The sequence below is a fragment of the Paraburkholderia sp. MM5384-R2 genome (genome assembly GCF_014201025.1).
Taxonomy (GTDB): Bacteria; Pseudomonadota; Gammaproteobacteria; order Burkholderiales; family Burkholderiaceae; genus Paraburkholderia; species Paraburkholderia tuberum.
Map to the genome: position 1 here is coordinate 1 of NZ_JACHDI010000008.1, position 13,845 is coordinate 13,845.

At 67.1% G+C, this 13,845-nt stretch carries 10 protein-coding genes; 5 read left to right on the forward strand and 5 right to left on the reverse strand.

The window, feature by feature from the left end; all coding sequences use genetic code 11:
- Positions 1-128 precede the first annotated feature (128 nt).
- From HDG37_RS15010 to HDG37_RS15030, 5 genes are all read right to left on the reverse strand, one after another.
- A complete protein-coding gene (locus HDG37_RS15010) occupies positions 129-827 on the reverse strand; it encodes a glycine zipper 2TM domain-containing protein (RefSeq protein ID WP_184048849.1) in 699 nt (232 codons plus the stop codon).
- Between the two features lie 325 nt (positions 828-1,152).
- Positions 1,153-2,679, reverse strand: a complete 1,527-nt coding sequence (gene lysS, locus HDG37_RS15015) for a lysine--tRNA ligase (protein ID WP_184048852.1) — start codon at positions 2,677-2,679, stop codon at positions 1,153-1,155.
- A 185-nt stretch (positions 2,680-2,864) separates the two neighbouring features.
- Positions 2,865-3,969 (reverse strand): peptide chain release factor 2 gene (gene prfB, locus HDG37_RS15020; protein ID WP_184048855.1). Its coding sequence is split into 2 segments (ribosomal slippage): positions 2,865-3,887 and positions 3,889-3,969, totalling 1,104 coding nucleotides; the frame shifts between segments, so codons are not numbered across the junction.
- Between the two features lie 109 nt (positions 3,970-4,078).
- Positions 4,079-5,785, reverse strand: coding sequence for a single-stranded-DNA-specific exonuclease RecJ (gene recJ, locus HDG37_RS15025; protein ID WP_184048858.1), 1,707 nt, complete (start codon positions 5,783-5,785; stop codon positions 4,079-4,081).
- A gap of 16 nt (positions 5,786-5,801) precedes the next feature.
- A complete protein-coding gene (locus HDG37_RS15030; protein WP_184048861.1) occupies positions 5,802-6,911 on the reverse strand; it encodes a regulator in 1,110 nt (369 codons plus the stop codon).
- A 306-nt stretch (positions 6,912-7,217) separates the two neighbouring features.
- On the opposite strand from HDG37_RS15030, the gene HDG37_RS15035 reads away from it, so the two are divergent.
- The 5 genes from HDG37_RS15035 (at position 7,218) to HDG37_RS15055 (ending at position 13,718) form a co-directional block, all read left to right on the forward strand.
- Positions 7,218-8,471 (forward strand): lipoprotein-releasing ABC transporter permease subunit, encoded by a 1,254-nt coding sequence (locus tag HDG37_RS15035; protein ID WP_184048864.1) that lies wholly within the window; start codon positions 7,218-7,220, stop codon positions 8,469-8,471.
- A 31-nt stretch (positions 8,472-8,502) separates the two neighbouring features.
- Positions 8,503-9,219 (forward strand): lipoprotein-releasing ABC transporter ATP-binding protein LolD, encoded by a 717-nt coding sequence (gene lolD, locus HDG37_RS15040; protein WP_409260126.1) that lies wholly within the window; start codon positions 8,503-8,505, stop codon positions 9,217-9,219.
- 43 nt (positions 9,220-9,262) lie between these two features.
- Positions 9,263-10,051 carry a TatD family hydrolase gene (locus tag HDG37_RS15045; protein WP_184048870.1) on the forward strand — a complete coding sequence of 263 codons (789 nt, stop codon included), beginning with the start codon at positions 9,263-9,265 and terminating at the stop codon, positions 10,049-10,051.
- Between the two features lie 115 nt (positions 10,052-10,166).
- A complete protein-coding gene (locus tag HDG37_RS15050) occupies positions 10,167-12,809 on the forward strand; it encodes a DNA internalization-related competence protein ComEC/Rec2 (protein WP_184048873.1) in 2,643 nt (880 codons plus the stop codon).
- A 105-nt stretch (positions 12,810-12,914) separates the two neighbouring features.
- Positions 12,915-13,718 carry an alpha/beta fold hydrolase gene (locus tag HDG37_RS15055; protein ID WP_184048876.1) on the forward strand — a complete coding sequence of 268 codons (804 nt, stop codon included), beginning with the start codon at positions 12,915-12,917 and terminating at the stop codon, positions 13,716-13,718.
- Positions 13,719-13,845 lie beyond the last annotated feature (127 nt).

The following is a 13,845-nucleotide window of genomic DNA, read 5'->3' on the forward strand; positions in this document are numbered from 1 at the left end:
CTCCTGACCTCAACTTCCCGAACCGCCCGGTGCGGACCCGCATGCCGGGTGGTGTGGCAGGGGCGTAGCCTCTTGGCTACCCCCTATGCCGATTGGCGCGTCGACGAACGTTGGGCGCCGAGCTCAGCTCAGTCGGCGACGAGGCCGCCGTTCCGAACGCGCACGCGCTCGCCGTCGCGCAACGGCGGCGCCTCGCTATAGGTGAAGTAGCGCGTCTTGCCGTCTTCCATGTGCACGCGCACCGAATACGACGTCGTGCTGCGCAGATGTTTTTCGACCGAGTTGCCGGCGAACCCGCCGCCCAGCGCGCCGAGCAGCGTCATCGCGGTACGCCCGCCGCCGGCGCCGAATTGATTACCGACGACGCCCCCGGCCACCGCACCGCCGACCGCGCCAATGCCGGTGCCATGTCCTTCATGCCGAACCGCCGAGATCGCGACGACGGTGCCGCAAGTCGAGCAATAAGCGGCATGCGGCGCCGGCTGCTGCGCATACTGCGGCGCGGCCTGTGCCTGCTGTTGCTGCGCGTATTGCTGCTGGGTCGGAGCGGCGGCAGGGGCGGCCGGCACCGCTTGCTGAGCCTGATCCTGCCGCTGTTGCGCAGATGGCTTGACCGGCGCGGCCGAATCGACGACGCCCGGCGCTTGCGTGCTGACCTGCGCGGCCTGCGTCTGATCGTTCTGTGCGCCGTTGCCCGACGCCTTCGGGAACACGCCGGTGATCGCCGCGGTAGCGACGAGACTCGCGACGAGCACCGCGCCGGCGGCCACCGCGATCAAGGGATGAAGACGACGTGGCTGCGTGGGTTGATGAGTAGGGGTGTCCATGTAGGGCCTCCGTTTCTGGCAGAGCCGACTTCTTGTGAGACTGAGTGTCGGGCAATTCGATCCGGGCGGCGTTTCTATTTGTAACCGCTCAGGTGGCGCCCTTTACGCGGTGCGCTTTGGTGTCAACAAGCTTCTAAGACCATCGAGTCCGCGGCGACTTGCGCGCGAACGAGCAGCTTTTACCGCTGGTTACAAACGATGGGAAGCAGAAAACGGTCCCGCAAAGCGAAAACGCGCGCATAAGAAAACGCCCGGCATCAACCGGGCGCTCTTCAAACCATCGCATTGCGCGCGAAGCACAACGAGCGCTCGCGCCCAGCGTCGCTCAGTCTTCGCGACGCAGATGCGGGAACAGAATCACGTCGCGGATGCTCGGGCTATCGGTCAGCATCATGACCAGACGATCGATGCCGATACCGCAGCCGCCCGCTGGCGGCATGCCGTATTCGAGCGCGCGGATGTAGTCGGCGTCGTAGAACATCGCTTCCTCGTCGCCGGCGTCTTTCTGGTCGACCTGCTTCCTGAAGCGCGCGGCCTGATCTTCCGGATCGTTCAGCTCCGAGAAGCCGTTGGCGATTTCGCGGCCGGTGATGAACAGCTCGAAACGCTCGGTGATGCCTGCCACCTTGTCCGACGCACGCGCGAGCGGCGACACCTCGATCGGGTAGTCGATGATGTAGGTCGGCTCCCACAGTTGCGACTCGGCGGTCTCTTCGAACAGCGCCAATTGCAGCGAGCCGACGCCCGCGTTCAGGAACTGCGGCTGCGATGCATCGACGCCGAACTTCTTCAGCTCGGCGCGCAGGAACGTGCCGTCGGCGAGCTGCTCGTTCGTGTATTGCGGCGCGTATTTCTGGATCGCCTGCGTGATCGTGAGCCGATGGAACGGCTTCGACAGATCGAGCTCGCGGCCCTGATAAGTGATGGTGGCCGTGCCGAGCGCATCGATCGCCGCCTGGCGAATCAGCTGCTCGGTGAAGTCCATCAGCCACTTGTAATCGGTGTAGGCCGCGTAGAACTCGATCATCGTGAATTCCGGGTTGTGGCGCACGGATACGCCCTCGTTGCGGAAATTACGATTGATCTCGAACACGCGCTCGAAGCCGCCCACCACCAGCCGCTTCAGGTACAGCTCCGGCGCGATGCGCAGGAACATCTGCATGTCGAGCGCATTGTGGTGCGTCGAGAACGGCTTGGCCGCCGCGCCGCCCGGAATCGGGTGCAGCATCGGTGTTTCGACTTCCATGAAGTTCGCGTCGGCCATGTACTTGCGGATCGACGAAATCGCCTTCGTGCGCGCGACGAACGTGCGGCGCGTTTCCGGCGTGACGATCAGATCGACATAGCGCTGGCGGTACTTCATTTCCTGGTCGGCGAGACCGTGGAACTTGTCCGGCAGCGGACGCAGCGACTTCGACAGCAGGCGCAGCTCCGTGCAGCGCACCGATAGCTCGCCCTTGTTGGTGCGGAACAGCACGCCGCGCGCGGCGACGATGTCGCCCATGTCCCACTTCTTGAACGCGTCGTAGGTCTCCTGACCGACGTCGGCCGGTGTGATGAAGAACTGGATCTGACCCGAGCCGTCGCGCACGGTTGCGAAACTTGCCTTGCCCATCACGCGTTTCAGCATCATGCGGCCGGCGATCGCGACTTCGAGCGGATTCGCTTCGAGTGCTTCCTTGTCGGTGTGCTCGTACTGCGCCTGCAGATCTTCAGCGTGGTGCGTGGGACGGAAATCGTTCGGATAGGCGACGCCTCGCTCACGCAGTTCGCGCAGCTTTTCGCGGCGCTCGGCGATGATCTTGTTGTCGTCCGCTTCGGGCACGACAGTCGGCTGGGTCGGTTCAGTCATGATGATTTGGTATTCGGTAGCCCGCCGCGGAGTGCTCCGCTGGCGGGAAGCCAGTCAGTGTAAAAACCTCAGGCGGTACTGGAAAAACGGCGAACAAATAGCGTGGAAGCAACGCAAAAGCAACGCAAAAGCAGCAACGAAGAAGGCGCGGTCCCGATCGGTGAACGGGGCCGCGCCGTGCGCGCCTAGACGCCCTGTTTCAGGCTCGCGCTGATGAACGGATCGAGGTCACCGTCGAGCACGCTCTTCGTATTGCTGATTTCGACGTTGGTGCGCAGATCCTTGATGCGGCTGTTGTCGAGCACGTACGAACGGATCTGATGGCCCCAACCCACATCGGTCTTGCCGGCTTCCAGCTTGTCCTGCTCGGCCTGACGCTTGCGGATTTCCGCTTCATAGAGGCGCGATTTCAGCATCGCCATGGCTTCGGCGCGGTTGCGGTGCTGCGAGCGGTCGTTCTGGCACTGCACGACGATGCCCGACGGCATGTGCGTGATACGCACCGCCGAGTCGGTCTTGTTGATGTGCTGACCACCCGCGCCCGAAGCACGGTACGTGTCGATGCGCAGGTCGGCCGGGTTGATGTCGACTTCGATCGAGTCGTCGATTTCCGGGTACACGAACACCGACGAGAACGACGTGTGACGACCGCCCGACGAGTCGAACGGCGACTTGCGCACGAGCCGGTGCACGCCGGTTTCGGTACGCAGGAAGCCGTACGCGTATTCGCCTTCGATCTTGATCGTCGCGTTCTTGATGCCGGCGACGTCGCCGTCGGTCTGCTCGAGTACTTCGGTCTTGAAGCCCTTGCGCTCGCAGTAGCGCAGATACTGGCGCAGCAGCATCGACGCCCAGTCGCACGCCTCGGTGCCGCCGGCGCCGGCCTGGATGTCGAGAAAGGCGTTGTTGGGATCGGCCGGGTTCGCGAACATCCGGCGGAATTCCATGCCGGCGACGCGTGCCTCGATGGCCTGGGCGTCACCTTCGCAGGCGAGAAGCGTGTCGTCGTCGGCTTCTTCGCGTGCCATCTCGAACAGGTCTTGCGCGTCGCGCACGTCGTTCGTGATCGACGTGAGCTTGCCGACCGTGTCGTCGAGCAGCTTCTTTTCCTTACCGAGCGCCTGGGCGTGCTTCGAGTCGTTCCAGACGTCCGGGTCTTCGAGTTCCCGGTTGACTTCGATTAGACGCAGTGCTTTGTCGTCGTAGTCAAAGATACCCCCGTAGGTCGTCCGCGCGCTTGCGCAGGTCGGCCAGAGAGGCTTCGATCGCGTTGAGACGTTCCGCTTCCATGTCGATCTTCTATTCTGCGTAAAAAGCAGAAATTATAGCCGATCGGCACGCCGCGCCGGAGCCTCGCGGGCGATCTGGCGCGTGTTCGCGATTGATTTTGCGGAAGATTTCAGCTCACCGCGTGCTCGACGATCAGTTGCACGCGCGACACGCCGTTCCATGTATCGCTCGCGAGCCGGTAGGCGACGGTGGTGCGCGCGGGCAGCGTGTCGGTGTGATTGAACCAGATCGCGTTGAAGCGCTGGCGGCCGCGCAGCAGTTGCAGCTTCAGGTGCTTGTCCTTCACCAACGCCTGCGAGGCGACCTCGAATTCGCCGGAGAACACCGGCGCCGGAAAACCCTGGCCCCAGACGGCCGCGTCGAGCATTTCGACGAATTGCGGCGTGAAGTACGCGTCTTCGAGCTCGCCGTCGGTTTCGATCGTGCGTGCGAGCGCCTGCGCGGACAGCCATTCGCGGCCGACCGCCTCGAACGCGGCGGTGAAGCGCGGCACGTTGGCGGCGGCGATCGTCAGGCCCGCGGCCATCGCGTGGCCGCCGAATTTGACGATCAGGTCCGGCTCGCGCTTCGAGATCAGATCGAGCGCGTCGCGCAGGTGGAAGCCCGCGATCGAGCGGCCCGAGCCCTTGACGAGCATGCCGGTATCGTCGGCCGGCGCGAACGTGAACGACGGGCGGTGGAACTTCTCTTTCAGCCGTCCCGCGACGATGCCGATCACGCCCTGATGCCAGCCCGGATTGAACAACGTGATCGTGGTCGCGCCGTCGGGATCGACCGTCGACAGGTCGTCCAGCGCCTGCTGCTGCATGCCGGCCTCGATTTCGCGGCGCTCGCGGTTCATCGTGTCGAGCTGCTGCGCGAGTTCCCAGGCACGGCCGACGTCGTCGGTGGTCAGGCATTCGATGCCGAGCGACATGTCCGACAGCCGACCCGCCGCGTTCAGGCGCGGTCCCAGCGCGAAGCCGAGGTCGAAGCCGGAGGCGTTGCGCGCATCGCGCGCGGCGGCCCGAAACAGCGCGGCGATGCCCGGCTGCATGCGGCCGCGGCGGATGCGCTGCAGACCTTGCGCGACCAGCACGCGGTTGTTGCCGTCGAGTTTGACGACATCGGCGACGGTGCCGAGTGCGACCAGATCGAGCAGGCCGTCGAGGCGCGGCTCGGGCAGCGCCTCGCCGAACGCCCCACGGCGGCGCAGTTCGGCGCGCAGCGCGAGCAGCACGTAGAACATCACGCCGACGCCGGCGAGACACTTGCTCGGGAACGTACAGCCCGGCTGGTTCGGATTGACGATTGCGCGCGCGGCGGGCAGTTCGTCGCCGGGCAGGTGGTGGTCGGTGACGAGCACGTCGATGCCGAGGGCGTTGGCCGCCGCGACGCCGTCGACGCTCGCGATGCCGTTGTCGACGGTGATCAGCAGATCGGGCTTGCCGGCCGCGCTACGCGCCGCCAGCTCGACGATGTCCGGCGTGAGCCCGTAGCCGTGCTCCATGCGGTTCGGCACGAGGTAGTCGATGCGCGCGCCGAACATGCGCAGCCCGCGCACCGCGACCGCGCAGGCGGTCGCGCCGTCGCAGTCGTAATCGGCGACGACCAGCATGCGGCGCTGCTGCTGGAGCGCGTCGGCGAGCAGCGCGGCGGCCGCGTCGCAGCCCTTCAGTTCGGCGGGCGGCACGAGCCGCGCGAGGCCGGTTTCGACGTCCTCGGGCAGGCACACGCCGCGCGCTGCGTACAGGCGTGCGAGCACCGGATGCAGGCCGCAGCGGGTCAGCACTTCGGCGTCGACGGGGGAGCAGGGGCGTGTAACGATTCGGGTCATGCGGAAGGGCCGTGGATCATTCGATGAAAAGCGAGGCCAGCACGCGCCGCCGCCAGAATTTGCGCAGATCGCCGCGCGTGACCGTCAGCGTCACCGAGCCGGTGTCGCCGCACAGCGTGAGGCCGAGCTCGGCGAGTTCGCCCGACTTGAGTGCCGCGAGCGCGGGCGCGAACCAGTCGGTCTGCAGCGCGGCGAATGCCTGGTTCCAGCGCGCCCAGTCCTGTTCGATGTAGGGCGCCGAGAAGGGGTCGAGTTCGACGAGCGTTGCGCCGCTGCCGTGGGTGGTACCGCGCAGCGCCGCGACCAGTTCGCGATACGACGCCGGCGGCGCGCCTGTCGCGACCCCCGCGCTGAGCGCGAGACCGCGCGTTGCGGCGGCATCGGACAGCACCTGCGCGAACGGACTGCGCACGCTCCGCGCGACGCCTTGCGCGTGAAACCAGATCGAGTTGACGGCCGGCAGTCCGCGTGCCTCCCGCGCTTCGTTGACCGGGTGCTCGAACCACGCCATCTGCACTTCGTTCTGCAGCTTCATCCACGCGCGAGAGCGTTCGCCGGAATGCGCTTCGTGCGGCAACCAGATCTCGATGTTGCGGCCGCTCGCGCGCAACGGCGACGCGCCCGCGAGCGAACCGAAAGCGTCGCTCGACAGATACCAGCGGATTGGCTTGGGCGCCTCGATGCGCACGCCGAGTTCCTCGATCAGCGGACGCGCAAGCGCGAGCAGCGTGCTCGCTTCGGCGTCCGACAGATTGAGCGACGCCGGGTCGATCAGCACCAGGTGGTCGTGCGCGATGTGCACGTGTACCGGCTGCACGCAGGCCCACGTCGCGTTGCCGGGTTCGCCGCCGTCGGCGCGCAGCATGTAGGGCGCGAGCGGGGCTTCGTCGGCGGCGGCCGAGGCGCCGTCGGGCAGCGCGCCGAATTGTCGCGCGACCCAGCGCTCGTGCGGCAGCGTGCGCTGAAAATCCTCGCCGATCACGCGTTCGATCAGCGTCGCGCGCGCGATCAGCCTGTCGAGAGCGGGACACTGGATGTCGTGAAGCGCGGTGGAGGCGTCGGCCGCGGCAGGCAGCGCGAAGGGCAGCAGAAGATGGAGGCGGTCGGCAGGCATGATGCTGCGCATTGTAGGGCAAACGGTGCGAGTATTTCGACGAAGCGCGGCCGGTTCGTCGATGGCGCGGCCGAGGCACGTCCTTTGCGCGAGCCGCCGGCATTGTGTGGCAAACTTCGCGCTTGATCGCTGGACCCGGCAGAGTGGCGCACCGCGGCGCCGCGCCTCTATGCGCCGGCAGAGCCGCACAGCGGCCGGGCGCGCGAGGAACGATCCGCGCCGCCGCGAGCCCAACGATCACGACGCTCGGGCCGCACGGCGGACGCTCGATGTCCGCCGGTCCCGACATACAGTCGAAGAACGCACAAAAGGATTCGCTTGAAATTTCCCTACGAATGGCAGATTGGCTGGCGCTACACACGCGCCGGCAAACGCACGACCGGTAACGGCTTCATTTCGTTCATCGCGCTGGTGTCGATGTCGGGCATCGCGCTTGGCGTCGCGGCGCTGATCGTCGTGTTGTCGGTGATGAACGGCTTTCAGAAAGAGGTGCGCGACCGCATGCTGTCGGTGCTCGCGCACGTCGAGATCTTTTCGCCGACCGGTTCGATGCCCGACTGGCAACTGACCGCGAAGGAGGCGCGCCAGAACAAGGAGGTGATCGGCGCGGCGCCGTACGTCGAGGCCCAGGCGCTGCTGACGCGCCAGGACGCGGTGAGCGGCGTCGCGTTGCGTGGCATCGAGCCGACGCTCGAGCCTGAAGTGTCCGACATCGGCAAGGAAATGAAAGGCGGCAAGCTGGCCGACCTCGTGCCCGGCGGCTTCGGCATCGTGCTCGGCGCCGATCTGGCGGCCAATCTCGGCGTGCAGCTGAACGACAAGATCACGCTCGTCGCGCCCGAAGGCACGATCACGCCGGCCGGCATGCTGCCGCGCCTGAAGCAGTTCACGGTGGTCGGCATCTTCGAGTCGGGCCATTACGAATACGACAGCACGCTCGCGCTGATCAACATCAAGGACGCACAGGCGCTGTTCCGGCTGCCCGCGCCGACCGGCGTGCGGCTGCGCCTCACCGACATGCAGCGCGCGCCGGAAGTCGCGCATCAGCTCGCGCGCACGCTGTCGGGCGATCTGTACATTCGCGACTGGACCCAGCAGAACAAGACCTGGTTCTCGGCGGTGCAGATCGAGAAGCGCATGATGTTCATCATCCTGACGCTGATCATTGCGGTGGCCGCGTTCAATCTGGTGTCGTCGCTGGTGATGACGGTGACCAACAAGCAGGCCGACATCGCGATTCTGCGCACGCTCGGCGCGCAACCCGGCTCGATCATGAAGATCTTCGTCGTGCAAGGCGTGACGATCGGCTTCATCGGCACGGCGACCGGCGTCGTGCTCGGCTGTCTGATCGCGTGGAGCATTCCGTGGCTCGTGCCGATGATCGAGCATCTGCTCGGCGTGCAATTCCTGCCGCCGTCGGTGTACTTCATCAGCGAGCTGCCGTCCGAGCTGGTTCCGGCGGACGTCGCGCGCATCGGCATCATCGCGTTCGTGCTGTCGGCGCTCGCGACGCTCTATCCGAGCTGGCGCGGCGCGAAGGTCCGTCCGGCGGAGGCGCTGCGCTATGAATGACCGCCTCGTCCATCCCTCAACCGATTCATCCATGACCGCTCAGGACTCCGCGTCGCATCCGTTCGTGCTCGAAGCCACCGGCATTTCCAAAGCGTTCGTGCAGGGCGGGCTGAACGTGCAGGTGCTCAACAATGCGCAACTCGCCGTGCGGCGCGGCGAGAAGCTCGCGATCGTCGGCGCGTCGGGCTCCGGCAAGAGCACGCTGCTGCACGTGCTCGGCGGTCTCGACGATCCGAGCGCAGGCCATGTGTCGGTGCTCGGCAAGCCGTTCACGAAACTCTCCGAGCGCGAGCGCAACGTCCTGCGCAATCGCGCGCTCGGTTTCGTGTATCAGTTTCACCATCTGCTGCCGGAGTTTTCCGCCCTCGATAACGTCGCGATGCCGCTGCGGATTCGTCGCGAGACGACCGAAGTCGCGCGCCGCGAGGCCATGGCGGTGCTGGAGCGCGTCGGCATGGGGCATCGCGCGAAGCATCGGCCGGGCGAGCTGTCGGGCGGCGAGCGTCAGCGTGTCGCGATCGCGCGTGCGCTCGTCACGAAGCCCGCCTGCGTGCTCGCCGACGAGCCGACCGGTAACCTTGACGGCGGCACCGCCGACACGGTCTTCAACCTGATGCTCGAACTGTCGCGCACGCTCGAGACGAGCTTCGTGATCGTCACGCACGACCCGGAGCTGGCGGGCCGCTGTGATCGCATCATGCGGTTGCGCGACGGCGTGCTGCACGAAGAGCCGCCGGTGCCGGTCTGAGTGCGGGCCGGCACGGTCCGTCCTCTTGCCAGCGAGATAACCCATGTGGATCGACACGCACTGCCATCTCGACGCTTCGGAGTTCGACGCCGACCGTGATGCGGTTGCGGCGTCCGCGCGCCATGCGGGAGTGTCGCGCATCGTGATTCCGGCGATCGGGCGACAGAACTTCACGGCGGTGCGCGAGCTCGCGCATCGCGTCGACGGCGGCGCGTACGCGCTCGGCATTCATCCCCTGTTCACGCCGCACGCCGTCGATGCCGACCTCGACCTGTTGCGCATGGAGATCGAGGCGAGTCTCGACGATCCGCGCTTCGTCGGCATCGGCGAGATCGGGCTCGACTATTTCGTCGACGGCCTCGACGATGCGCGCCAGCAGTTTTTCTACAACGGCCAGTTGCAGCTCGCGCGCGAATTCGATTTGCCGGTCATCTGCCATGTGCGCAAATCGCAGGATCAGGTGATCAAAGGGCTGCGCCGGCATCAGATTCATCGCGGCATCGCGCACGCGTTCAATGGCAGTTTCCAGCAGGCGCAGGCGTACATCGATCAGGGCATGCATCTTGGGTTCGGCGGCAACCTCACGTTCGAGCGCGCCCGGCAGATCCGGCGACTCGCCGAACAACTGCCGTTCGATGCGCTGGTCGTCGAGACCGACGCGCCGGATATCGCGCCGTCGTGGATGTACAGGCAGCGCAATTCACCCGAGCAGATTCCGGCGATCGGCGCGAGCCTCGCGCGACTGCGCGGTGTCACTTCCGACGCAGCCGCCCTTGGCACAACGGCTAACGCGCTTGCCGCGCTGCCGCGACTCGCGCTTTCCTCTGCATAATCGATTCCGTTGATCGAAAGGGTTCGCGTCGGGCGATCCCCACGCCCGGCGGGCTCGCTGCTGCCCGTTCGCTGGCGCGGTGACGAGGCCCGGCGCCAGCGGGTACGGAGGGCGGATGCGGGCGGTCTGGTGTGGATTTGCGTTGGGGGTGGTCTGGCTGCAGCGACAGGCGGTGTTGCCGGATACAGGCGCATGGTGCGCGTTGATACTGGTCGGCTGCACGGCGGCCGGCGTTGCGGTGTGGGGTTTGGGTGGCGGCGGAGCGGCTGCGGCGGCGGGTGTGACAGGTGCGGCCGGTGCGGCGCTCCAGCGCGAACACGAGCGGGGCTTCTCGCACCAGTTCGCTAGCCGCGTATGGCGCGACGCTCGCATGCGGCGGGTGGCCGGTTGGGGCGCGGTGTGGTGCGCGGCGATCTGCGTCGGCTTCGGCTACGCGGCCGTGCGCGCGCAAACGCGGCTCGCGGTGAGCCTGCCGCACGAGTGGGAAGGGCGCGATATCGAGGTGGTCGGCACGATCAAGGGATTGCCGACGCGTGACGACAAAGGCGCGCGCTTCCTGTTCGACGTCGATACGAACGGTGCGCGGCTCGCCGCTTTCCCGCGCGTGATCCAGCTAGCCTGGATCGCGCGCGACGCCGCGGCGCCGCGGCTCGAACCGGGCGAACGCTGGCGTCTGACCGTGCGCCTGAAGCGCCCGCACGGCAACGCGAATTTCGGCGTGCGCGATGCAGAGGCGAGTCTGGTCGCGCGCAACGTCCGCGCGACCGGCTACGTGAGCGTGCCGGACCATGCGCGGCGCCTGACCGGTCACGCGCGCGGGCTCGCCGTGCTGGTCGACCGCTGGCGCGCCGGGTTGCGTGCGCGTATCGACACGGTGCTTGCCGATGCGCCGCATCGAGGCATCGTCGTCGCGCTCGCGATCGGCGCGCAGGACGAAGTGAGCCCCGCCGACTGGCAATTGATGCGCGGCACCGGCACGAGTCATCTGGTGGCGATTTCCGGCTTGCATCTCGGCTTGGTCGCGGGGCTGACCGGCTGGCTCGCGGCGGCAATCTGGCGACGTTCGGGGTGGCTCGGCCGCAACTGGCCGCTGCGCTTGCCCGCGCAGCTCGTCGGCGTGACCGCGGGTGCGATGTTCGCCGCACTGCATGCCGCGCTCGCGGGCTTCAACGTGCCAGCGCAACGCGCGTTGTGGATGGCCGCGCTCGTCGCGCTGGCGTTCGTCGGCGGCCGGCAGCTAGCGCGCTCCACGGTGCTCGCGTGGGCGCTCGGACTCGTGCTGCTGGTCGATCCGTGGGCGGTCGTGTCGGCCGGCTTCTGGCTGTCGTTTTGCGCAGTCGGCGCGATCCTGTTCGCGATGTCGGGGCGGCCGCGCGTGCGGGTTTCACTGGCGTCCCGTCATCATGAAGACGAGGAGGGCAGCGCGGCGCGTCCCGTATCGATCCGGCGTCTGCGCATGCTCGCCGAACGGTTGCGCAGCGCCGCTCACGCGCAGTTCGCGGTGACGGTCGCGCTGGCGCCGCTGACCGCCTACTGGTTCGCGCAAATTCCGCTCGCCGGTCCGCTCGCGAACGCGTTCGCGATTCCCTGGGTGAGCCTGCTCGTCACGCCGACGGTGCTCGCGGGCGTCGCATTGCCCGCGCCGCTCGACGCGTTCGCGTGGCGCGCCGCGCACACGCTGCTCGATGGTCTCGTGGCCGGCCTGCAACTGGCGTCGGGACCGCGCTGGACGCTGTGGTGGCTGCCGCAGCCGAATGGGTGGGCGCTGGCCGCGGCGGCGCTCGGTGTGCTGTGGTGTCTCGCGCCGCGCGGCTGGCCACTGCGCTGGGCGGCGCCGCTGTCGTGGCTGCCGCTGCTGATGCCCAGCGCAAGCGGCGCACTCGCCGAGCCATCAGGCGCGTTCCGTCTGACTGCGCTCGATGTCGGGCAGGGCTCGTCGGTGCTCGTGCAGACCGCGCATCACGCCTTGCTGTTCGATGCGGGTCCCGGTCCGGAATCGAGCCATGCTGGCGAGCGCGTGGTGGTGCCGTTCCTGCGGGCGCAAGGCGTGACGACGCTCGATACGCTGATGATCAGTCACGCCGATTCGGATCATGCGGGCGGCGCCCCTGCCGTTTTCGATGCGATCGAGGTGCGTCAGCTGGTGGCTGCTCTGGAGCCGGACAATCCGCTGTGGCCGAAGGCAAAACAGCATGGCACGCAGACGCTGCCGTGCGTGGCGGGGCAGCGCTGGCAGTGGGATGGCGTTGAGTTCGCCGTGCTGTGGCCTGACGTCGGGGCACTCACGGGCAAGGCGAACGAGCATTGCTGCGTGTTGAGGGTCAGCACGTTGCCGCCCACCAACGCAAGCCAGGCGGCGGCGTTCGTCGGTGCGAACGCGCCGCGTTTCACGGCCCTGCTGACCGCCGACATCGAAGCGCCGACCGAACGCGCGCTGCTCGCGCGCGATCCCGCTATGCTGCGCGCGCAAGTGTTGGTGGTGCCGCATCATGGCAGCAAAACGTCGTCGACCGAGCCGTTCCTCGACTCTATCGATCCGTCCATCGCGTTATTTCAGGTAGGCTACGAAAATCGCTTTCATCATCCGAATGCGGGCGTGTTCGCGCGCTACGCGGCGCGTCATATCGAACTCGGGCGCAGCGATCGCGATGGCGCCGTGAGGGTCGACGTCGATCCGGACGCGCGCGGCGAGGAGGGCGCCGCGCTCACGCTCGAGCGCTATCGGGACACGCAGCGCCGCTACTGGATGGAGCCCTGAGCGCGTCGCGGCCCGATGAGCGCAACAGCGCAGACAACAGGCGCAAGCAGCGGCACAGGCAAAGCACCCGCCCACGCGTCAAAAACACAACGGAGATCGCCGCAGTTGAAAAACATCATCCATTTCTCGCATGCGAACGGCTTTCCGGCCTCGACTTACCGGACGATCTTCGCCGAGCTCTCCGACGACTACGACGTGCGCTCGATCGAGCGGATCGGCCATGATCCGCGCTTTCCGGTCACGCAGGACTGGCCCCATCTGGTCGAGCAACTGCTTGACGACATCGCCCGCAAGTACGAGCAGCCGGTGTGGCTCGTCGGGCATTCGCTCGGCGGTTATCTGTCGCTGATGGCGGCGCTGAAAAAGCCGCAGTGGGTGAGGGGCGTCGTGATGCTCGACTCGCCGGTGATCGCCGGCTGGCGCAGCAGCATGCTGCGCGTGTCGCAATGGACCGGGCTCGACGAGCGGCTGTCGCCCGCGGCCGCGACGCGCAAGCGGCGCACGCAATGGACGAGCCGTGACGAAGCATGGCGGCACTTCCATTCGAAGCCCGCGTTCGCGCGCTGGGACGAACGCATGCTGTCCGACTACATCGACTTCGGCATTCCGCAGAGTTCGCCCGACGGCACCCGGGTGCTCGCGTTCGATCGTCGCACCGAATACCAGATCTACCGGACGCTGCCGCATACGCTCGGCGCGCGGCTCGCGCGCGGCGCGCCGGTGCCGGTCGGGTTCATCGCCGGGACACGCTCGAAGGAAATCCGCCAGGCCGGGCTCGACGCGACGCGACGCGCGACCGGCGGGCACGTCGAGTGGCTCGAGGGCAGCCATCTGTATCCGATGGAAAAGCCGATCGAGACCGCGCGCGCGGTGCAACGCATGCTGCGTGAGCTGGAGCGAACCGCCTGACGTGCTGCGCGCACGAAGCGGGCCCCAAACCGCCGCGCCGGCTGCCACGCGAGGCGGCCTCGGCACGCGTGGGTCGGCCGCTTTTTGCTGGGTCGGGACCATCCTTTACGGTATAATCCGTTTTTCC

Excerpts from the sequence above, each read along its gene's own strand:
- HDG37_RS15010 (WP_184048849.1), bottom strand. The coding sequence starts at position 827 with ATGGACACCCCTACTCATCAACCCACGCAGCCACGTCGTCTTCATCCC.
- HDG37_RS15050 (WP_184048873.1), top strand. The coding sequence starts at position 10,167 with ATGCGGGCGGTCTGGTGTGGATTTGCGTTGGGGGTGGTCTGGCTGCAG.
- lolD (WP_409260126.1), top strand. The coding sequence starts at position 8,503 with ATGACCGCTCAGGACTCCGCGTCGCATCCGTTCGTGCTCGAAGCCACC.
- lysS (WP_184048852.1), bottom strand. The coding sequence starts at position 2,679 with ATGACTGAACCGACCCAGCCGACTGTCGTGCCCGAAGCGGACGACAAC.
- recJ (WP_184048858.1), bottom strand. The coding sequence starts at position 5,785 with ATGACCCGAATCGTTACACGCCCCTGCTCCCCCGTCGACGCCGAAGTG.
- HDG37_RS15030 (WP_184048861.1), bottom strand. The coding sequence starts at position 6,911 with ATGCGCAGCATCATGCCTGCCGACCGCCTCCATCTTCTGCTGCCCTTC.
- HDG37_RS15045 (WP_184048870.1), top strand. The coding sequence starts at position 9,263 with ATGTGGATCGACACGCACTGCCATCTCGACGCTTCGGAGTTCGACGCC.